Below are 21267 nucleotides of genomic sequence, written 5' to 3'. Positions count from 1 at the left end.
TCTTAATATCATTATATCAAAAAGTTCCCTTAAGCATAGTAAAATCGACTCAAAAAGATTGTTCTTACAAAACTAAAAAAGATTTAAAATCCTGTAAAGCCACCAAATATCCCTGTTAAGAAAATAATAATAGATGTCATTAAATCAAAGAAAAGTAATATCCCCATTCCTATCATAAGAAAGCCGCCTATTTTCATAATTTTGATATTATGCTTCTTGATCCAGCCAAGTTTTCCTATAAAGAATGATAATACAATAAATGGAACAGCAAATCCCAAAATATAGGAAATCATATAGAGCATAGCTGAGCTAGGATTTGTAGCAGCCATCCAAATAACAGCTGACAGGATCGGTCCTGTACAAGGTGTCCACCCTGCTGCAAATGCTAACCCAATAAGTACAGATCCAAAATAACCAGCAGGACGATTCTTAAATTCAAATCGATGTTCTTTCATCAAAAACTCTGGTGTAAAAACCCCTACAATCATCAGTCCGAAGCACACTATTAGGATAGCTCCAATTTGCCGAATAAGATCCTGGTAATTTTGAAAAAACTCGCCGATAAAAGAAGTACCAAATCCTAAAGCAATAAAAATGGATGAAAATCCGATTAAAAAGCAAATCGTATGTAACAAACTTCGTTTTTGCAATAATGTATTTTCCGTTTTTAATTCACCAACAGAAACCCCTGTTATATAAGATAAAAAGGCTGGATAAAGTGGTAAACAGCATGGAGAGATAAACGATAAGAAACCAGCCCCAAATGCTAAAAAAATGTTTACATCCGTCATCTTACTCCTCCTAAAGAGAATGTCTTCTTTATTCTAGCAAAGATGCCCTTTCTTTATATCTATAATCATGTGACAGTTTTATGTCATTTCATTAACAAATTACATTTTCTTCTTTTCATTCTACACAGGATACCTTTATAATAGATTCAATGCTGTTTCTAGTATCTTCCTTTGAAGTTATTTCAAAAACAGGGTAAAATTTGCTAATAACAAACATGATTAGAAAGGACAGTTCTCGTGTCTAAACAAGAAATGCTTAAGTTAATTGAAAAGAAACGAGCCGAACTAATTGATATTGTCCTAAAAAACGGGATTAATTCAACGATTTCTATTCAATATAGTCAAGAGCTTGATATATTGTTGACTCAATATATAAAAGACGACCATGCACAAAAAAATAGAATTTATTATTCCTAAGCAGCAACTTCATTCAATTATTTCTATATACCTTTGAACTATGATAAAAAGCACGCTTTTGCCGCGTGCTATCGTTTATATTAAATTTGATATTATCTTCTATGTCATTTCCATTCTTACATTTTAGTTTTGATAGCCCACTTGTTGTAGCACTTTGGGATATTAAATAATGAATGAACTATTCCCATCTGTTATCCCCATTTTTCTTACCCGATTCGTAACAAATTCATTCGTCTGATTGATTTGAACAAAAAACCACTTTTGCTGCTGAGATTTTCGACAGAAAAAGTGGTTAAATAGTTGGTATATGAAGGTTTACGCAATTTGCATTTAAAAATACAATGAAAGAATCACCAACCTCATTATGAGAAGGAGTTTTCATTGTATAAACTGCCTAAAACTTATATATCAACATTTTTATTATTTCATTTGACCTTGCATGGCTTTCATCATTTGATTGATTTTCTTTTGAGATGGTTTCATACCCATTTGCATCATCATCATTTTTAACATTTGTTCATTAATTGGTGGATTTTTCTTTAGGTAAGTCATCATGTATTTACGCGCAATGAAAAATCCTAGTGCAACTCCAGCAAGTAGTGCTAGAATGCCTACTAGAATAACAACCCATAAGTCCATTATATTTCCTCCTTCATGTTGTCTATCTTACAGTGTACTAAACCCTACGATATTATACAACATTTGAAATATAATTTCTTCATTTTTAGCCAAAATTTCTTTCTTTTATCGGATTTAACCAGCCATATCGTTCACCTTGTAAATCCATCGCTAAAAAACACGGGTCAAATTTTCTTAACACCTCGAAAAAAATCGTTTCTGCCTCAAAACTTCCATCAGAAGAAAGCTCAAGGTAACGGTCTTTTACGATTAAAGTGGCGTTACCTAGATTAGTCTTAAGTTCAATCTTATGTATATGACGAACATTTTGATAATCCGTACGATTCCCCAGATGTGTACGAAGTAGCTGATGTATAAATAAGGTTGGTATAGGCTTTGTAATATAATTTATTTGTTTTTCCAGTGTTACTACATGATTTGAACGGACCGTTGTCCAGTGAAAGTCCTGAAACAGGTGATAAATTTTGGACTCGCGACCGAAGTAATGACTTGCAAATTCCTCTTCTATTAAATAAATATAATAGTGTCTCACCTATTCACTCCTCCTCTTGCATCCCCATTTCTCTTATTATAAAAGAACAAATAAGCAAGAATTGTCTTAAGACGGAGAAAGAAGGCACTATTTTTGTCGAAGAATCATAAAATCAAGGTAAGTTCTACCAAATTTTTAACATGTTGTGATATTATATAAATTCTTGCTAGACTCCTTAGTACATTTTTAAAAAAATACTCCTTTTTACATATAAAAAGGAATACATCATCAGATCTATTCCTTTTAATGAAGATTAAATTTCTTCTTTTCATCTTTTAATCTTTGCGGAGTTACATCATTCCCATTTGGATCCACTACTGTAACACCTTTTAACGTATTTTTCATTGAAGAACGAAAAGCTGATAAGTATTCTTGACGTAATGATTGTTGTTCCATTTTTTCTTTTTCCGTTAAACCCTCTACTTTAGACTTCTTAGATAATTCATTTATACGATCAATTTTTACTTTTGGTAGCATATCAATCTATTCTCCTTTAGTCTGTTAATCTTCAATAACCAACTTATAAAAATAATATAACTGGAAAAATGGCTCTTGCTTAGTTGGCTATTCCTTCATATAAAAAAGATCATTAGTTAATATACATGTCATCATACTAAAAGGAGACCAAAATGACAACCGTTTGACCTTTCAAATTGTTTAAAACATAACTGAATTATTATTCCTTGTTGCTGTTTACACCTTCGATATATTCTTTATACCTTCTATGAACCGTAGCTTTACTTACATGATACCCAACCCCTCTTAGAGTTGCTGCAATCTCATGAAAAGTAAGGTTTTTACTGCGCAGTTTTATGATTTCCTCAATGGGAACATCGATTTTTTCTCTTCCCCCGCCTTGATCTAAATTTGATAAGTTATCCTGAGGTCGATATCCGTTTTCAATTGCCCGATTCATTCCTCTTTTAATTTTATAGTTAACAAGCTTTCGTTGAAATTCTTCCACCGCTGAAAGGATATTTAAAACCATTAAATCGGTTTCAGATAATTCAGGTTCTCCTTGCTCATTTAGGGTAAATACCTTTGCCCCTAATTTTCTTATTTCATGTAAAAGAGCTATTTTAGCATGCCCTCGACCTAGACGGGTATCATCTTGAACCAGAAGAACACTAGCTTGTTTATCCTTTATTAATGCAAGTGCTTCAATGATTCCATCCCGGTCTATGTCATATCCGCTCTGCCGTTCTTCAATAATTTTTACAACTTCTATTTTATGTAATGCTGCCAGTTGTTCCAACTCTTCTCTTTGCCTTTCGATAGAAGTATCCTGAGTTTCTTTGTCTGTACTTACTCTGCAGTATATAATTGCTTTCAATCCCTATCACCCTACTGTTTCCAATCTTTTTCACTTTAACAAGTCATGTAATCAAATATTATTCGCTAGCAATCTGTTCAATTTGATAATATTCTTCTTTTTCTACTGGTACAACGACTAAATCCCCTGGCTTAATAGTGCTAGAATAAATATCATTTTTCTCCTGTACCCATTCAACAAATTCTTGTTTTGAAATATTAGCATTCTCATGGAATTGTTCAGCTAAACTCCACAAGCTATCTCCCTCTTCTATTTTAACTTGATGAAAGTTATCCAGTCGATTATTACTACCCGAAAATGATAGAGCTCCAGTAACAGCTATGAAAACAACGAAGAAAGCTAGAATATAAAAGATTGTTTCTTTTTTCATTTTTTCCACCTCATAAGAATATTTGTTCGTATTATTAACTTTAGTATAGTACGAACAATTGTTCCGGTCAACTATTTTTTTCGAACTTACGTTTGTATAAAAAGGTAAATGATGCTATAATAAACATATATTACAGGAATCCGAGGTGTAACAGAGGATGACGAAACTATCAAAAAGACAACAGGATATATTAAGCTTTATAAAAGATGAGGTTCAAAAGAAGGGCTATCCTCCTTCAGTTCGGGAAATAGGTGAAGCAGTCGGTCTTGCTTCAAGCTCAACTGTTCATGGTCACTTAGCTAGATTGGAATCAAAGGGCCTGATTCGCCGTGACCCGACAAAACCTAGGGCTATTGAAATATTGGAAGAAGAAGAAACAATTCATATTCCTAAAAGTAAGGTTGTAAATGTTCCGGTCATCGGTAAGGTAACAGCAGGTTTACCTATAACAGCTATTGAAAATGTTGAAGAATACTTTCCACTCCCTGACCGGTATATAAATGACGATGATTCTGTATTCATGCTTGAAATAATGGGAGAGAGTATGATAGAGGCCGGTATACTTGATGGGGATATGGTAATCGTTAGACAGCAGCAAACCGCTAACAATGGCGATATCGTTGTCGCCATGACCGAGGAAGATGAAGCAACCTGTAAACGATTCTTTAAAGAGAAAGATTACATCCGCTTACAACCCGAAAATTCCACTATGGAGCCTATTATATTACGAAATGTCAGCATATTAGGTAAGGTAATAGGTGTATACCGTACAATTCATTAATAAGCTTTCTGAAATGCTGAATAATGAAAAAAGCGCAAGGCGCCTGCCTATCGGCGACAAGCATAAGCGAACAGGAATAGTAGGTGTTCTTTACCTTCAATTCCTGTTTGACTAGACCCTAGAGCCGATGGCGCCTGGAGCTAGATTCAGAAACGCAAGCCATGTTAAGAAAATATATAAATTCTGATATAATTAAAAAGCGCAAGGCGCTAAGCATTCGGCTCGAGCTAGACACTAAAACTAAGTACAAAATTTTATTTCTTAAACATTAAAAAGATCCAAAAAATGACGTGTGAAAAATTCATACGTTATTTTTTGTCTTTTAAGGAGAACATCAAATCGATTGATCAAAAAATATCCTTGGGAACTTTACTAGATTTAAACTTCTGCTTCACCCCAGCAAAAAACCCTTGCCACAAAAAGTGAACTGCACCCCAATTGTTAGACACCATCTAACAGTTGGAGGTGCAGTTTTTTATGGCTAAATTTTCTGCAGAAGATAAATTACAAGCAGTTCAACGTTATTTAAATGGAAATGAGAGTTCATATGAATTAGCTAAATCTTTGGGAACTGATAATAAAGCACTTCTTAAATGGGTCAAACAATATGAATACAATGGTGTAGAAGCATTCGTAAAATTATATACAAATTACACCCAACAGTTTAAACTAGACGTACTAAATTATATGATTGAACACGGTACGTCCATAATGGAAACAGCGGCTATCTTTAATATAGCTGCTCCATCCACAATACTTGTTTGGAAAAAGCAATTTGAAACACAAGGATTAGATGCCCTTCAATCAAAGATAAAGGGGCGTCCATCCATGAAAAAAGATACGAAAAAACAAACTAAATCCACACCACTTGAAGGGTCTGTCGAGGCACTGGAATCACGTATTAAACAACTTGAAATGGAAAACGAGTATTTAAAAAAGTTGAATGCCTTAGTTCAAAACAAGAAAAAATCACCAAACAAGACAAAGCGCAAGTAGTCTATGAATTAAGGCATAAATATCCGGTGAAAGCACTCGTAAAACTCGCTGGCATTCCACGTAGCACTTACTATGATTTAGTGGAACGTATGAATCGTCTAGATCCAGATGCTGATCTAAAAGTGGAAATAAAGGCAATTTATGAAGAACATGAAGGGCGTTATGGCTATCGCCGTATTCGTGATGAACTTGCGAATCGTGGGCAAAAAGTGAATCACAAGAAGGTTCAACGGATTATGAAAGAACTAGGGTTAAAGTGTATCGTACGAATGAAAAAATACAAATCTTATAAAGGTTCGGTCGGTAAAATAGCGCCAAATATTTTAGACCGCCATTTTACGGCAAATACCCCAAATGAAAAGTGGGTAACAGACATTACAGAATTTAAGATATTCGGTGAGAAACTTTATTTTTCGCCTGTCTTAGATTTATTTAATGGGGAGATAATCACGTACACAATTGGTTCTAGACCAACCTATTCTCTTGTTTCAAATATGTTGGAGAAGGCTTTCGAACGTTTACCTGATATCCACCAGCTACTTCTGCATTCCGATCAAGGCTGGCATTATCAAATGAAGAAATATCGTCACGCACTTGAATCCAGAGGGATAGTCCAAAGTATGTCTCGTAAAGGAAACTGTTACGACAACTCTGTTATGGAGAACTTCTTTGGAATTATGAAATCTGAGTTCCTCTACATAAGAGAATTTGAGAGTGTAGAGCATTTTAAAATAGAATTAGAAAAATACATCGATTACTACAATACAAAGCGAATAAAGGCAAAATTAAAAATGAGTCCGGTGCAATACCGAACTCATTTTACCCAAGTTGCCTAATGAAATAACCGTGTCTAACTTTTAGGGGTCACTTCAAAGTGACAAGGGTTTTTATCATATTAATACATTGACATGTATTGTTCTCTTTCCCATGGGTGAACTTGTGTTCTGAACATATCCCACTCGATTTCTTTTGCTTCGATGAAATGCTCAAATAAGTGCTCACCTAAAGCATGCTTCATCGTGCTGTCTGCTTTTAATAAATCTAATGCTTGAGCAAGAGTTGCTGGTAAATCAACGATTCCATTTTCAATACGCTCTTCTTTAGACATCACATAAATGTTGCGATCGATTGGTTTTGGTGCTTCAAGTTTATTTTTAATACCGTCAAGACCAGCAGCTAAAAGGACGCTCATTGCTAAGTAAGGATTTGCTGCAGGGTCAACACTGCGTACTTCAACACGAGTGCTTAAGCCGCGAGATGCTGGAATACGAATTAATGGACTTCTGTTTTGGGCAGACCATGCTACATAACATGGTGCTTCATAGCCTGGTACTAGACGTTTGTATGAGTTTACAGTTGGATTTGTTACTGCAGTAAATGCTGGTGCATGTTTGATAATACCTGCAATAAACTGTTTAGCTGTTTCACTTAATTGAAGATCTGCACTAGTATCTAAAAACGCATTTTCACCATTACGGAATAATGACAAGTTACAGTGCATACCAGATCCGTTAACACCAAATAATGGTTTTGGCATGAATGTAGCATGTAAACCATGTTTGCGAGCAATCGTTTTAACAACAAGTTTAAATGTTTGAATATCATCACATGCTTTGATTGCGCCAGCATATTTAAAGTCAATTTCATGTTGTCCTGGTGCAACTTCATGGTGAGATGCTTCAATTTCAAAGCCCATTTCTTCAAGCTCGAGCACGATATCACGACGGCAGTTTTCACCTAGATCAGTTGGTGCTAAATCGAAGTAACCGCCATTATCGTTTAATTCTAAAGTTGGCTCGCCTTTTTCATCTAATTTAAATAAGAAGAATTCTGGTTCAGGCCCTAAGTTGAAATCAGTAAACCCAAGTTCTTCCATTTCAGAAAGAATGCGTCGTAAGTTATTACGCGGGTCACCAGCAAATGGAGTGCCATCAGGATTGTAAATATCACAAATAAAACGGGCAACCTTTCCTTTTTCCGCTGTCCAAGGAAAAATAACAAATGTATCTAGATCTGGATATAAATACATATCAGATTCTTCAATACGTACAAACCCTTCAATTGAAGAACCGTCAAACATCATTTTGTTGTCTAATGCTTTATCAAGCTGACTTACTGGGATTTCAACGTTTTTAATTGTTCCAAGAATATCAGTGAATTGTAAACGGATATACTTAACATTGTTTTCTTTAACTAAACTCAGAATATCTTCTCTTGAATATTTAGACATTGAAAATCTCCTCTCATACAGACAATATTTATTATAAATAAAAATTACTTATAATTAATGGAAAAATCTTGACATATCACCATGTCTTAACGTAGGTCGATTGAAGCGGCCTGCTTGCATTAGTTCTGACTTTAACAGTTTGCGCAATTCCGCGTCACTGAGGTCAGGCTTCTCAACCGTTTTAGGTTGCTCTTGCTGGACTTCATTATTCGTATTTTCTTTACGGGAAAATATTTGTTTGATACCAGCTAAATTTACACCTTGTTCAATTAAGTTACGAATCTCTAATAACTTATCTACATCATTAAACGAAAAGAGTCGTCGATTGCTTTCCGTTCTCGCCGGAAAAATCAATTCATTCTCTTCATAGTATCGGATTTGTCTTGCAGATAGGTCTGTCAGCTGCATAACAATTCCAATAGGAAATAGGGGCATTGAGCGTCGTATATTATCACTCATGTTATTCGCTCCTTTTGTTTACTAATCTAATTATAAACCATGTCATATTATATGTCAATATATTGTAAGAAATTCTAACATTAGATGCCATTTTGATCATTATTATTCATTTATCGTGATTAAGTCTTGTTCGATTAACGAATCAACGGCCGAGCAGATCGCTATTTTCACATGGGAATATGTAAGTCCGCCTTGAACATATGCAACATATGGTGCCCTTAGTGGTCCATCTGCTGACAATTCAATACTTGCACCTTGAATGAATGTCCCGGCAGCCATAATCACATCATCTTCATAACCAGGCATATAGCTTGGATATGGGGTAACATGCGAATTGATAGGTGATGCATATTGTATAGCTTGGCAGAAAGCAACCATCAGCTTTGGGTCACCGAATTGTACAGACTGAATTAAATCTGTTCGCGGAGTATTCCAGGATGGATTCGTCTTCATCCCAAGCTCTTCTAAAAAAGCAGCTGTGAAAATTGCCCCTTTTAAGGCTTGTCCCACTACATGAGGTGCTAAAAAGAAACCTTGGTACATTTCTTGTAAACTATATAGGGAAGCACCTGCTTCTGCTCCAATTCCCGGAGATGTCATCCTGTATGAGCATGCTTCAACTAATGCTTTTTTCCCGACAATATAACCACCTGTTTTTGCAATTCCTCCACCTGGATTTTTTATTAAGGATCCAGCTATTAAATCGGCACCAACATGACATGGCTCTAATTCTTCTACAAACTCACCATAGCAATTATCAACAAAAATGACAATATCTTCTTTTAAAGATTTAACAAAATCAATCATTTCTTTTATTTCAGAAACGGTAAAAGATGGACGAGTGGCATAACCTTTTGATCGCTGAATACCAATCATTTTCGTTTTATTTGTTATTGCATGTTTCACTGCCTCAAAATCGACAGTACCATCCTCGCACAAATCAACGGTTTGGTAACCAATTCCGAATTCTTTTAATGAACCGACTCCTTTTCCCCTTATCCCAACGATTTCCTCAAGGGTATCATAAGGCTTTCCAGTTATATAAATGAGTTCATCCCCTGGCCTTAGAACCCCAAATAAGGCTATTGATATCGCATGAGTACCGGAAATAATCTGTGGTCTAACAAGCGCTGCTTCCCCGCCAAAAACATCTGCATAAATTTCTTCTAAAGTATCCCTGCCGCTATCGTCATAGCCATAACCAGTAGTTGGATTAAAATGCGAATCACTTACACGGTACTTTTGAAAGCTTTGAAGGATTCTGAATTGATTTGCTTCACTCCTTCTTTCAATATCTTCATGCACGTGCTTGATCTTATTTTCTACAACTTCTACTAGCGGTGCAAGCACAGCTCCATGTTTTAAATAATTAAACATTATTCTTACCCTCTCCATTGTACTTCTCTAGCTGTCCATTAATGGAATGTGTTGGAAGAACATAACCTTCAATTTCGTATAATTCATCATGCTCATTAAAAATAAGCTTGTTAACTAATGACTCTGTTTTTAATTGTGAAATGAATCTGCCTTCACTCGCAGGAATTCTAACATTATAAAAATTCATTCCATCCTTAACAAATTTCTCAACATGTGTCATCAATTTATGTAAATCTTCCTTTGAAAATGCTGTAATTTGAATATAATCCTCTTTCGGTGATGGGACAAACGAATTCAATGAGATATCTTTCTTATTGTAAACCGTTAAAACAGGAATATCTGTTATATCTAACTGCTCAAGGAGCTTATAAACCGTTTGCTCGTGATTGGCATAATCTTCATTTGAACTATCAACTACATGCAGGATTAAATTTGCTTCTTTTACTTCTTCAAGCGTTGAACGAAAAGCAGCAACCAATGTTGTAGGAAGGTCCTGAATAAAACCAACCGTATCTGTTAGCAATGCTTGATAATGAGATGGTAATAATACTTTTCGTGTCATGGGATACAATGTTGCGAACAATAAATTTTCTTCAAAACTCTCAGCTGTTGTTAAGCGATTAAAAATTGTTGATTTCCCTGCATTCGTATAGCCTACAAGCGCAATTTGGAATGCTTGATTTTTTTTGCGGCGCTCACGATATCTGTTTCGATGCCGAACAACTGTAGCAAGCTGTTGTTTAATTTCATGAATCCGATTTCGAATATGCCGACGATCTGTTTCAAGCTGTGTTTCACCAGGTCCTCTTGTTCCGATCCCTCCGCCCTGGCGTGATAAGGCGATCCCTTGCCCCATAAGTCTAGGCAATAAATATTGAAGCTGCGCCAACTCAACTTGAAGCTTACCTTCTTTTGATTTTGCGCGTTGTGCAAATATATCTAAAATTAACTGTGTTCTATCAATGATTCTAACATCCAAAGTTGATGATAAATTTCTAAGTTGACTTGGAGAAAGCTCATCATTAAAAATAACAAGGTCTGGTTCAAGCTCCTTAACAAGATTTAAAAGCTCATCAACCTTTCCTTTTCCTATGTAAGTGGCCGGGTGTGGGCGTTCTCTTTTTTGTAGGATACTTGTAAGCACCTCACCGTTTGCAGTCTTCGTAAGTGAGGCAAGCTCTTCCATGGAATATTGAAAATGATCATCAAGCATTTCTTGAAGCTGACAACCAACTAAAATTACTTTTTCTTTTAAATGATCAACTGTACTATTCAATAATAAACCAGTCCTTTTTTTGCATTTTAGCAATCTAATCATATCAAACATTTGGATATTTCTCTAATCCTTTCTATATTATTATCATTTATCTTTAAGCCATTTCGTAAAACTTCAATAATTTAAAGAGAAAAACCATTGACCTTTCCAATTTTGAGCTTTAAAATCAAGTTCGACTATTAAGCTTGAACTAACTTGGGGGATATTAAGTAATGACTTGGGAAGTTTTAAGTATTATTGGAACAATTGCGTTTGCAATAAGTGGAGCCATTATTGCGATGGAAGAAGAATATGATATTTTAGGAGTTTATATATTAGGGATCGTTACAGCTTTTGGCGGCGGTGCCATTCGGAACTTATTAATAGGGGTTTCTGTAACAGAATTATGGGAACAAAGCACGCTTTTTCATATCGCACTTTTTGCGATGACGATCGTCTTTCTTTTTCCACAACGCTTATTAAAGCATTGGCATATATGGGGGAACCTAACGGATGCGATCGGGCTATCTGCATTTGCGATACAAGGTGCACTCTATGCAGATAACATGGGACATCCTACTAGTGCAGTCGTTGTGGCTGCTGTGTTAACGGGAAGTGGCGGCGGTATTGTCAGGGACTTGCTTGCTGGCAGAAAGCCGCTAGTGCTTCGCTCAGAAATTTATGCGTTTTGGGCAATCATTGCTGGCATTCTTATAGGCTTTGATGTTGTTGAACAACCTGCTGAATTATATGTTTTATTCATTGCTATTGTTATACTTAGAGTTTTATCCTATACGTTTAATTGGCATTTGCCTAATCGTAGCTTGAAGACTCCAGCAAAAGACAAAACATTTAAAGCTTAAAGAAAGAAACACGCATCCTCTATCGTGTTTCTTTCTTTAAGATTAACTAATTTTTTGCAATGAATATCGCGATTGATTTACTTTGCATTTAATATACGTTTGCGTTGTATCAAACAGTTCTGCGACGTACTTGGTAGCTCCATAGTACGTTTTTTCATTTGCCATTTCCTCACTGACAATATAATCATAAATTGTTGCTTCTATATCATTAAAAAATGGTAAGATTTTTTTGTTTTTTGCTAAAATTTGATAAAGCTGTGTGATTAAAAACGGATTTTTTTCAAATCTTTCTTCTAATTGATCAATTACATATTCATTAAGTGACAATTCATTTTCAACAAGATATTTAAGCTCTTCTAAAAATAATTTGTTATCACTCATCCTGATCACTCCTTCTTATACCTTGTATTTTAACATCGTTTCGGTTGTATTGAAAGCGTTTTCAGTTTGATTTTCTATAGCTTTTTTCGAATGAAGTTAACAGTTTTCATGCTATTTATATATAACTCTACATCTTTATGCAATTTGATCAATAATCGGTTCACTGTTTTTAGTTATACAGAATATGATAAAGAAAACTCGCCGACTCAGCGAGCATGAAAGGCGAAGCGTGATGCGTAGTTGCGCTTATACTTTATACTTAAAATTGGCCACTACGTCGAATTCCCTTCTTCGCTGGCAATTTATACTTTCTTAAAGTGTAAAAAAAGATTGATCCTTTTTGAAAGGTGTGAAAGAATCAATGAAATGGAAAAATTACGGATTATGGGTGTCTATTGCATCTGTTTTATATATGGTTTTAGAAGATCTTGGCTATCAAATTGATTTAACTCGCTGGGAAACATATGTTACCGGGATTTTAGGAATATTAGCAGCATTGGGGATTATTTCTAACCCAGAAAATGGAAAAGGTTTCTTTAATGCAAAAACCCCCCCTTCTTCAAAGCTTGAAGATCCTCCTGAAGAAAAAGAAAATGGCGGTCATATACAACAACAACCAGGTCAAATAACAGATCAACCTTCAGATCAATCATTTGTGGATACACAACCATATCGCAGATATCCACCAAATGAAAAATAGCTAAGACTCTAATTAGATTGTATCTTTTTTCACATACTTGATTCAATTAAATGAGGCTGTCTTTAAAATTTGGGCCCAATCCCAAATTATTAAGACAGCCTCAATTTTATATTATTGTGAATTTGCCTTTTCATCTGTTAAAACTAAATCTTGACCTTTGATTGTTAAGAGATCGTCACGTTTATATTTGTCTGTAAGTAATAATCGCATCGCTTGCGAACGGATAGATTTTTCTATAATATTTCGAACATACCGGCCATTACTAAATTTTGCTGGATGTGTGATTGCTTTCACACTCATGAGATGTTCTCTTAGTTTGACAGTTGCATCCTCATTAAATTGATATTCTCTCTCTGCTAGCATTCTTGAGGATATCTCCATTAAATCATCCACAGAATAATCCGGAAAATCAACTACAATTGGAAATCTTGACAGTAAGCCTGGGTTAAGAGATAAAAAGTTTTCCATTTCCCTAGGATATCCGGCAAGAATTAAGACAAAATCATGCTGTTTATCCTCCATATGTTTGAAGATGGTTTGTATTTTTATGTCTATCTTCTGACTCGTTCTCCCACTTCCATACAATTTCAATCTTGTCATCTTCGTGAAGCAAAACCTTTTCCACAAATAAATCCAAGATTGCACGTTTCTCATTCATTACTAATACATCATTTTGGATAGCATTTTGATATGTTGTTAAATACCCCTTCATAACTTCTATCTCGTCAATGCTATTCTCAACATTTGCAATTTGACCATTAATGATTTTAAATTCTTCATTAAGATATGAGATCTGTTCTTTTAGTGGATTAACTAGTGCATCAAATTGTGTTTCATTGATTTTGCCTTTACCAAACAACATGACATAATTTAATTCCTCTGCTTCTTTCTCTTTAATATCAGCTTCAATTTTTATTTGCTTTTCTTTAAGTTTGGATATCTTTTTCATATCGTTCATCTCAGCAAATATCTCTTTGAGTAAATGTTCAGGATTTTCTATCCTCTTCTTTAACCAATCCCATACAACTTCATCTACAAGATCAACTCTCCAATTCTTACCTTGGCAATTCACATATTTCTCTCCATCTGCAAATCCTCTTACATTTTTATTTCTACATGAGTAATATTTATAAATACCCGTTTTAGTTTTTGATGTGATACCAGAACCAGCAGCTCCTCCACATCTTCCACATCTAGCCTTCCCCTTGAGTAAATAGTCTCTTGACTTTCTTCCTTTTGATGTCCTACTTAGATTTTCAATTCTAAGTAATATTTTTTCGTGGGTTATCTCATCAATAATTTGAGGAATTTTAATTGGTATCCACTCTTCCCTGCTTCTAGGAACTTGCTTCTTTTTACCATTTAACTGTACGACTTGCGTACGACCAAAATAGAATGTTCCTAAGTAATCTTCATTTTTAAGTATTCTTGAAACTGTAGTCTGATACCATACGTTTCCATTTGGCGCATCCACACCACGTTTTGACAATTCCTTTGCTATTTGTGTACAACTCATATCTTGTTTAAGTAACATATCAACCATTTCTAAGATGACTTCTTTTTCTTCTTTATTAATTTCCAACTTATCCGTTTCTTTGTTGAAGTTATATCCATACAGTCTTTTAAAGCTTGAGATTTCACCCTTCTTGGCTTTTTGTATTCTGCCACGTTTAGAGTTTGCTAGTATCTTAGCTTTATTGTATTGCGCTATGGAGCCTTGGATATTGTACATGAGCATTGATTCAGGATTATTAGGGTCTACCTCAAATTCAATAAAGTCAATATCTACGCCAAGATTCCATATCTTCCTCGAAACGATACCCTGTAATGTATTGTCACGAGTCAATCTGTCTGGATGTAAAACAATCAACTTTTTACCTAATCCTTTTTCAAGTAAATAAAGAGCATAGTTTAATGCAGGTCTATTAGGATCGTCACCCATACCTCCTGCTTCCACTAATACGATTAACTCATCCTCTTTCATTCCGAACTTAGTTTTGGCTCGCTCTTTACATTTATCAATTTGAGATTCTAATGAGTAACCTTTCTTGGCCTGGTCAGTAGTTGATACACGAGCATATATTAATCCATTTATTTTACCAACTAAATTCATTACTTCTTCGGCATCTAATCTTTCTTCTCCCTTTAATACAATCAATTACTACACCTCAATTAGAATGTTTTGTTTTTTATGTCTATAAAAAAGTATACCACCATCAACTGTTTTCTATCAATTAATGGTGGTCAATATTCACGAATATTTAATTATTATCTGTTTAAAGATTTCCTTAAATCTTTCACTGTTCATTATTGTATTGAATTCTTCCTTATCTTCATTGCTATCTCTGATTACAACCCTAAAATCACTTTTGTGCTGTGTTTTCACCTTTCTTTTTTGTTCTATGTGTATCACCTCATTGTTGTTCCGTATGTTATATCTCTATGTGGGAACAAACTTGTCCTATTACTATATTCATATCCTCATTTTATTCATGTATATTTAATTTACCTTTTTTTATAAAACTTCATCATTTCTTCTTTAATAACGGATTTAAAAGCATCGTGAACTGTCTTGTCGCTATATCTTCCTAAATTGTATTCGTGAAACAAATCGTATGTCTTACCTACACTATACAGATATCCTAAATAGTCTAATGCACGGTAACAGTCTTCTTCATTCTTCTCAAATGGATTCTCATGAAGCAAGTCATGATTAAACTTAGAAAGATGTATTAAATTTTCCAAGTTGTTTTTTCCACCGTAAACTAATGGATAGATATGATGAATGTCTGTGTACATCTGATGATGAGTTAAGCAATCCTCTTCAAAGAAACATGATTGATTCATAAATTTCTCATAATATCTTCTTCCATGTGAATCAAAATACTTTCTTGTTCCATCATCTTCTTTATTATTTGAATTGTTGTTTCTGAAAGTTTCATAGATATTATCTTTAAAATCATAAAAGTACCCACCAATAATACCGGTTAGATCAATGTCATAATACTTTTTCGTGTGTTCAATAATTAATTCTTGGTTGAAATGTCTCTTATTGTTCAAATACCACAGGTATCCTTCTAAGCTCATTCCGTTTATGTATAATGAGTTGTTATTTTCGTAACCATATAAGTTGTATTTAGTCATGGTTGCCACCACTATATTTATCTATCAGACTACTAATTAATTTATTTATGTAATATCTGTATCGGATTTTCTTTTTTACATTATGTATAGGCTCACCAATTTGCTCACATACTTCTAATGGAATACTGCTTTTATTTACCTTCACATATTCCATTTCACAGATGCCTTCTTCAGCACACTTCTTATATTTTATAAAATCTTCAATGTGTACGAACAGAGTTTTATTATCATATTCTCTAAAGTTAAAAATAAATCCGGCAATTAATCCATCATATGTTGCTGCCTTCTCCAGTGCTTCAATTTGATGTTTCTTAATTATCTTCTCATCAAAGCTAAATGATTTATTCTGTGTTGATTTAAATTCAATTGGAAACAAGTTAGGATATTTATAAACGAATGAATCATAATCATTCTTAGTCACCTTTACTCTTTTTCTGAGTTCCATTGGAATAAATGTATCTTTAATTCTATAGTAAAATATATTTTGCTCAGAACAGCTCGTTTCAATATCTTGTTCAAAAATTTTACCTGGATTATTCTTAGCCAACCTATCACTCCCTTAATGCATAACAATAATTTCCTTTGCAAATACTTATAAAGAACTGCTAGGGAGACGGTTCGCAGCAAGCTTGCTCATCTCCCTAATTATAAATGTATGTATAATTTATCTATTAAATTTACGTTTAACTTGGTCAAAAAGTATTTCTGAAATGTCTAGTTCTAAAGCACTCGCTGCCTTATCTCCCATAAAAACTTTAACCCATACCTTTGTAGGCACTTCTTCTAAAGCTTTTGTGAAGTTTTCAATTTTCTTTTCATCTTCTTCATTGACATCTAACTCTGCTCTTAATTCCACTTTTATGTTTTTTTTATTATAATTTTCAACAATGTTGTCATAATCCTCTAAAACCTTTTCTACGTAACTTTGTGTCTCTTTGAATGGTGGAATACCATTATACTTATGTACATTGTTCGATCCACAATTATATGCAGCCAAGGCTTTCTCTACATTTCCTTCAAATTCTAATAATCTGTCGGCAAAATACTTAACTCCACCATTAATGTTTTCTTCTGGGTTAAACGGATCACTTATTCTGAGTCATCATCCATGATGTCGAGCATTTTGTTAGCGAATTTAAGAGAATTATCTTTGATTCTAGCTCTTTCTTGGACGAATTTTCCCCAATTTTTGTTATCGATGAATTGCTTGGTTTCTATAAGCCATTTACCACTTCCCTCAAGTCTTTGGAATGCATTAATCTTCCCTTCTGTACAATATCTACGGACCATTTGAACAGATACATCTAGAATTTTAGCTGCATCGCGCACTGTAATATAATCAGGGATATTGTGTTGCTTTTGAAGACTTTCGAAGGCTTCTTGTTTTTCTTCTTCACTGAGCTCGAGGTATGCGTTTTCTTTCTCTCTTTCCATTTGCTCAATTAGTTTAGAGAGCTTTACAAAACGTTTTGTTCTTTCACTTGTAATTGCTTGCTCTTCGATTGGGGTAAGTTTTACCTCTTCAAGAATTGCAGTCATGTTTTTCACCTCTTCCTACCTCCATTATAACATTTTTTAACAGAAACAAAAGTAAAAAAGGAAACAAAGGAAACTTTAAAATAGTATATACCCTAATTTAAAAAAAGATACAACATACCTTAAAATTTTTATTTTATATAAATATGTATAATTTGGTTATGTAAGAGTTAACTCTTTGTTTTGTTCTTTTATGTATTGATCGTAATCTTCTTTGTACATCCATCTGTAGCCACCTGCTGACTTACGTTTACCTTTACATGATTTGCTAATATTGGTTGTAGGTATTTTTAATTTTTGATTTACTTCTGCAATACTATCCCATTCTGAAATTAATTCATAATCAAAAGACAGTTGAACAACACTTTTCTTAAATGCTTCTCGGTTTTTATTCTTTTTCATCGCTTCTTTAGGGTCGTAATTACACCATCCGATAACTTCTCCTTTTTTTAAATATCTTGCAACCGTATTGTAACTTAAATTTAAAATTTCAGATATTTTAATTGTGCTTTGTATCCCATCTCTCCATAGTTCACAAGCAGTTTTCATTAATGTATTACTTGCAAATTCATGACATTTCAACCAATCTATATTTTTTAAATCTAGTAATTCTGATAATTTTGATTGAATAATTTTTGATTTGATATAATCTAACTCTGAGTTTCTACAGTCAATTACTATGTAGTGAGTGATGTTGTTTTCTTTAGCGATGCTTTCTTTTAATATATCATTTTTTACTTCTTCTTTAAATGAACGGCCACGACTTTTTTCCTTTTTCACATAATGTTGTTCGCCGTGAGTTTCAATAATGCAATTTAAAGATTCTATGTAGAAATCATATCTTTTATCTCCTAATAATTGTCCTTCTTTTATTATTTGTCTAGACCATTCAAAAAATTTCTCTTTCTCAAAGTCCAATTCCAATTGAGATAACAAACTCAACAAGAATTTTTCAGGATAGCTAATACCATCAGAACAATTTGAACAAGAAAGTCCTTGTCTAACAACACTATTCACACGCTTAGATTGTTCGTGACCACAGTTACCACAGATGAAATCTTCATATTTACCACTTCCGTAAGTGATTTTATAGCCCCTGTCCTTATTTTTTAACATTGTTGCTACTTCTGGGTGAGTAGTAATTAAACAGTTATATATGTCCACCCTCTTTTTCCCACAATAAGGGCAACCACATCTGTTCTGTGGAGAAGTTCTTAAACAAATCTTCATCGGATACTCTCTTTTGCAATCAAAACAATTCCAAAGATAAACATCATCAGTTCCATATGGAATTTCAGTTGTCCTTCTTTTATTATTTCTACTGAATTCATCCAATAAATACTCAATATTATTTTCTAACGCATAATACTCTAATGAGTTTTCATACTTAACATTATTTTTTAAAGTTTCAGACACCTTAATCCTTGAACATTTTAAACATCTATCTTTATCATCTGACTTTCGTTTGTCATAAATTGTACTCATTGATTGATTCGGAATATGTTTTCCGCAATCATCACATACTTTTGTAAATATTTTCATATTACTTCTTCTTGGAATGTCTTCGGTTTTTACTAATATCTTAGTCCCTTGTTTTATTCTTATTCTACCTTGATTATCAATAGATCTTGGAATTTCATATCCTAAAGATTCATAGTATTTTACATACCCTATAGCATCTACCCAAACTTCTTTCTCTAATATTGCCAATTTCTTCTCCTCCAGATCAACGGAGGCTGCGCAGCTCTTACTTACCGGTAATTCCTTTTACATTTAATTTGTTTTTACTATTTTGATATGTTAATTTCAATTAATCCATTCTCAACTTTTGTTTTAATTAATGTGTTTGTGTATTCATCCTCTATTTTCCAAGGTACATAAATTATCTTCATTCTTTCTTCTTTTTCATTCAATAAATCAATACAAACAATATCTTTATGTTGAATAAGCCTTCCTAGAATATCTGGTCTATCTTTAACTCTGTTACTTGTAGGATTATTTATAAACATTCCTAATGGTTCATCACCTTCAATATAATTAAGCTCTGATTCGTCTTCATATGTAATTTTCAAACTAATTGAATTGGATTCATATGAGTTATCTTCATAAATTTCATGAGTTAACTTAGTCAATCCTTCATATGTAAACTCTTTAACTTTTTCAATTGGAATGATAATTGATTCACAGTTTTCAAATACAACTTCTAATGCCTTAACATCTCCCATATTATTAATCTCCCTTTCTATACGAAATCAACATTTTATGTTAAATTTATCTGTTTAAACATCAAGACTTTAACCATATAAAGCCTTAACTAAATCTTTATCTAGAATTTCTCTTAGTTTGAATAATTCATTTATCGAAAACTGCTCACCGATGGAGATTAGATGAGTATTATTTAATTCACCGTCAACAGAGTAATATATGTTTGCCATATTCAACATGCCAGACTTCTCAATTTTCTCAGCCTTGAAATTTTTATTGTTAATAAGAGATGAGATAGAACTAAGTCTTCTATATATCTGGTGTTTATCAACCTTACCATCAAACGTTGTTTTTGATTTAGCTTTTCTAATTAAATAGTCGTTCATATATAATGTTGATTTATCTCTTTTCCCTACTGCATCACCGTTTTTATTAAAGTAAATTTCTTGATCAAATGCTTCCCTGATTAATGAAATACATCTTTCACTTACTTTAACGATTCTTTTTCCTCTTTTATCATCATAAACGGTTATATTCTTATTTTCAAAATTAACATCTTCACGCTTAATGTTTCTTATTTCAGAGTGTTCAAATCCGTTAATTCCTTCAAATATAAGCCTAATTATTACCGCATCTTGTGCATTGACTAACTTATTTTCAATTAACTCAATTTCTTTGTCTGTCCAGTATTTTTTAACTACATTATTAACAAATTGATAAAAGAATTCATTATTCAAATCTATCTTAAACCCTTTAATCCATTTGATATAGGATGTTATAATTCTTCCGTATGATTGTGCAGAAGTTTTAGTGATTGGATTTATCATTCTCATAAGGGTAGATATGTCATCTAATGAAAAAGAAGATAAGTCTTTATTCAACTTACATTCTAGTTCCGAACTTTTCTCAAAGAACCACTTATATGTAGTTTTTGTACTTCCTTCATAGTTTGATAAAAACCCATTCTTCTTTTCACTATTATACATAAACTCTACCACCCTACTATTTAATACTTTTATTTTACATTATTGAAAATATGATGTGTATAGCATTTATTTCTAACTGGAAAAAATACAGAATTTAATTAGTCTTTTTCAATTGATTGTAAACAGTATACAAATCATAAATATCCTTACAGCTAACCATTTGTATGTAATCCTCTCTATCTGCTTTTGCTCCACCGGTAAAATTCTTCTCTAAAAACGTCTTAATGGCATTTTCTAATAATTGTTCTTTAATTGTTTCTTGCATATAGATT

The 21267-nt window shown here is 33.5% G+C and carries 25 protein-coding genes and 1 pseudogene; 5 read left to right on the top strand and 21 right to left on the bottom strand.

Annotated features, from left to right (window positions below; translation table 11 throughout):
• Positions 1 to 83: 83 nt before the first annotated feature.
• Positions 84 to 791, bottom strand: a complete 708-nt coding sequence (locus tag ACSVDH_RS13230) for a cytochrome c biogenesis CcdA family protein (protein ID WP_439253277.1) — start codon at positions 789 to 791, stop codon at positions 84 to 86.
• A gap of 252 nt (positions 792 to 1043) precedes the next feature.
• On the opposite strand from ACSVDH_RS13230, the gene ACSVDH_RS13225 reads away from it, so the two are divergent.
• Positions 1044 to 1208: an aspartyl-phosphate phosphatase Spo0E family protein gene (locus ACSVDH_RS13225; protein WP_439253284.1), complete on the top strand. Its 165-nt coding sequence runs from the start codon at positions 1044 to 1046 to the stop codon at positions 1206 to 1208.
• Between the two features lie 420 nt (positions 1209 to 1628).
• On the opposite strand, the gene ACSVDH_RS13220 is transcribed toward ACSVDH_RS13225, so the two are convergent.
• From ACSVDH_RS13220 to yneA, 5 genes are all read right to left on the bottom strand, one after another.
• Entirely contained in the window at positions 1629 to 1847 is a 219-nt protein-coding gene (locus ACSVDH_RS13220; RefSeq protein WP_046516671.1) for a YneF family protein, read from the bottom strand.
• 85 nt (positions 1848 to 1932) lie between these two features.
• The gene (sirA, locus tag ACSVDH_RS13215) at positions 1933 to 2379 is read right to left on the bottom strand and encodes a sporulation inhibitor of replication protein SirA (RefSeq protein WP_299092229.1); all 447 of its coding nucleotides are present in this window, start codon (positions 2377 to 2379) and stop codon (positions 1933 to 1935) included.
• Positions 2380 to 2622: 243 nt separating this feature from the next.
• Complete coding sequence (locus ACSVDH_RS13210) at positions 2623 to 2856, bottom strand: DUF896 domain-containing protein (protein WP_439253278.1); 234 nt, start codon at positions 2854 to 2856, stop codon at positions 2623 to 2625.
• Between the two features lie 199 nt (positions 2857 to 3055).
• On the bottom strand, positions 3056 to 3712 hold the full coding sequence (locus ACSVDH_RS13205; protein ID WP_299092226.1) for a YneB family resolvase-like protein: 657 nt from the start codon (positions 3710 to 3712) through the stop codon (positions 3056 to 3058).
• A 58-nt stretch (positions 3713 to 3770) separates the two neighbouring features.
• Positions 3771 to 4082, bottom strand: a complete 312-nt coding sequence (gene yneA, locus ACSVDH_RS13200) for a cell division suppressor protein YneA (RefSeq protein WP_299092225.1) — start codon at positions 4080 to 4082, stop codon at positions 3771 to 3773.
• A gap of 157 nt (positions 4083 to 4239) precedes the next feature.
• Here yneA and lexA point away from each other — a divergent pair, with 157 nt between their 5' ends.
• Together lexA and ACSVDH_RS13190 are read left to right on the top strand one after the other, a co-directional pair.
• Positions 4240 to 4863 carry a transcriptional repressor LexA gene (lexA, locus tag ACSVDH_RS13195; protein WP_299092224.1) on the top strand — a complete coding sequence of 208 codons (624 nt, stop codon included), beginning with the start codon at positions 4240 to 4242 and terminating at the stop codon, positions 4861 to 4863.
• 477 nt (positions 4864 to 5340) lie between these two features.
• Positions 5341 to 6695, top strand: a protein-coding gene (locus ACSVDH_RS13190; protein ID WP_518618176.1) for an IS3 family transposase whose coding sequence is annotated in 2 segments (ribosomal slippage) — positions 5341 to 5794 and positions 5794 to 6695 — 1356 coding nt in all. Because the reading frame shifts where the segments join, the coding sequence is not laid out codon by codon here.
• Positions 6696 to 6754: 59 nt separating this feature from the next.
• Here ACSVDH_RS13190 and glnA read toward each other — a convergent pair.
• The 4 genes from glnA to hflX form a co-directional block, all read right to left on the bottom strand.
• Positions 6755 to 8089: a type I glutamate--ammonia ligase gene (glnA, locus tag ACSVDH_RS13185; RefSeq protein ID WP_299092223.1), complete on the bottom strand. Its 1335-nt coding sequence runs from the start codon at positions 8087 to 8089 to the stop codon at positions 6755 to 6757.
• 54 nt (positions 8090 to 8143) lie between these two features.
• On the bottom strand, positions 8144 to 8548 hold the full coding sequence (locus ACSVDH_RS13180) for a MerR family transcriptional regulator (RefSeq protein WP_299092222.1): 405 nt from the start codon (positions 8546 to 8548) through the stop codon (positions 8144 to 8146).
• A gap of 102 nt (positions 8549 to 8650) precedes the next feature.
• Positions 8651 to 9925, bottom strand: a complete 1275-nt coding sequence (locus ACSVDH_RS13175; protein ID WP_439249778.1) for a methionine gamma-lyase family protein — start codon at positions 9923 to 9925, stop codon at positions 8651 to 8653.
• On the bottom strand, positions 9918 to 11138 hold the full coding sequence (hflX, locus tag ACSVDH_RS13170; protein ID WP_439249802.1) for a GTPase HflX: 1221 nt from the start codon (positions 11136 to 11138) through the stop codon (positions 9918 to 9920). Before hflX ends, ACSVDH_RS13175 begins: the two co-directional genes overlap by 8 nt.
• Before the next feature lie 275 nt (positions 11139 to 11413).
• Between hflX and ACSVDH_RS13165 the strand changes: the two genes are divergently transcribed.
• Positions 11414 to 12043: a trimeric intracellular cation channel family protein gene (locus tag ACSVDH_RS13165; protein ID WP_439249777.1), complete on the top strand. Its 630-nt coding sequence runs from the start codon at positions 11414 to 11416 to the stop codon at positions 12041 to 12043.
• 42 nt (positions 12044 to 12085) lie between these two features.
• On the opposite strand, the gene ACSVDH_RS13160 is transcribed toward ACSVDH_RS13165, so the two are convergent.
• Positions 12086 to 12424, bottom strand: a complete 339-nt coding sequence (locus ACSVDH_RS13160; protein ID WP_439249776.1) for a hypothetical protein — start codon at positions 12422 to 12424, stop codon at positions 12086 to 12088.
• A gap of 361 nt (positions 12425 to 12785) precedes the next feature.
• On the opposite strand from ACSVDH_RS13160, the gene ACSVDH_RS13155 reads away from it, so the two are divergent.
• Positions 12786 to 13124, top strand: coding sequence for a hypothetical protein (locus tag ACSVDH_RS13155; RefSeq protein ID WP_439249775.1), 339 nt, complete (start codon positions 12786 to 12788; stop codon positions 13122 to 13124).
• 111 nt (positions 13125 to 13235) lie between these two features.
• Here ACSVDH_RS13155 and ACSVDH_RS13150 read toward each other — a convergent pair.
• The 10 genes and pseudogenes from ACSVDH_RS13150 to ACSVDH_RS13105 all read right to left on the bottom strand — a co-directional run.
• Positions 13236 to 13667, bottom strand: a pseudogene (locus tag ACSVDH_RS13150) (stage V sporulation protein K); the annotation flags it as partial.
• Positions 13636 to 15282: a recombinase family protein gene (locus ACSVDH_RS13145; protein WP_439249774.1), complete on the bottom strand. Its 1647-nt coding sequence runs from the start codon at positions 15280 to 15282 to the stop codon at positions 13636 to 13638. The gene ACSVDH_RS13145 and the pseudogene ACSVDH_RS13150, both read right to left, overlap by 32 nt.
• Before the next feature lie 347 nt (positions 15283 to 15629).
• Positions 15630 to 16268 carry a hypothetical protein gene (locus ACSVDH_RS13140; RefSeq protein WP_439249773.1) on the bottom strand — a complete coding sequence of 213 codons (639 nt, stop codon included), beginning with the start codon at positions 16266 to 16268 and terminating at the stop codon, positions 15630 to 15632.
• Positions 16261 to 16815, bottom strand: coding sequence for a Holliday junction resolvase RecU (locus tag ACSVDH_RS13135; protein WP_439249772.1), 555 nt, complete (start codon positions 16813 to 16815; stop codon positions 16261 to 16263). The genes ACSVDH_RS13140 and ACSVDH_RS13135 overlap by 8 nt, the downstream gene beginning before the upstream one ends.
• 117 nt (positions 16816 to 16932) lie before the next feature.
• The gene (locus ACSVDH_RS13130) at positions 16933 to 17331 is read right to left on the bottom strand and encodes a lytic transglycosylase domain-containing protein (RefSeq protein ID WP_439249801.1); all 399 of its coding nucleotides are present in this window, start codon (positions 17329 to 17331) and stop codon (positions 16933 to 16935) included.
• A gap of 26 nt (positions 17332 to 17357) precedes the next feature.
• Positions 17358 to 17807, bottom strand: coding sequence for a helix-turn-helix domain-containing protein (locus tag ACSVDH_RS13125; RefSeq protein ID WP_439249771.1), 450 nt, complete (start codon positions 17805 to 17807; stop codon positions 17358 to 17360).
• 156 nt (positions 17808 to 17963) lie between these two features.
• The gene (locus tag ACSVDH_RS13120; protein WP_439249770.1) at positions 17964 to 19514 is read right to left on the bottom strand and encodes a zinc-ribbon domain-containing protein; all 1551 of its coding nucleotides are present in this window, start codon (positions 19512 to 19514) and stop codon (positions 17964 to 17966) included.
• 77 nt (positions 19515 to 19591) lie between these two features.
• Positions 19592 to 20029: a hypothetical protein gene (locus ACSVDH_RS13115; protein ID WP_439249769.1), complete on the bottom strand. Its 438-nt coding sequence runs from the start codon at positions 20027 to 20029 to the stop codon at positions 19592 to 19594.
• Positions 20030 to 20098: 69 nt separating this feature from the next.
• Positions 20099 to 20995: a phage lytic cycle repressor MrpR family protein gene (locus ACSVDH_RS13110; protein ID WP_439249768.1), complete on the bottom strand. Its 897-nt coding sequence runs from the start codon at positions 20993 to 20995 to the stop codon at positions 20099 to 20101.
• 94 nt (positions 20996 to 21089) lie between these two features.
• Entirely contained in the window at positions 21090 to 21260 is a 171-nt protein-coding gene (locus ACSVDH_RS13105; protein ID WP_439249767.1) for a hypothetical protein, read from the bottom strand.
• Between the last annotated feature and the right edge of the window lie 7 nt (positions 21261 to 21267).

The sequence above is a fragment of the Metabacillus sp. Hm71 genome (genome assembly GCF_051842955.2).
GTDB lineage: Bacteria > Bacillota > Bacilli > Bacillales > Bacillaceae > Metabacillus.
This window is presented reverse-complemented; position numbering and strand designations above follow the sequence as displayed.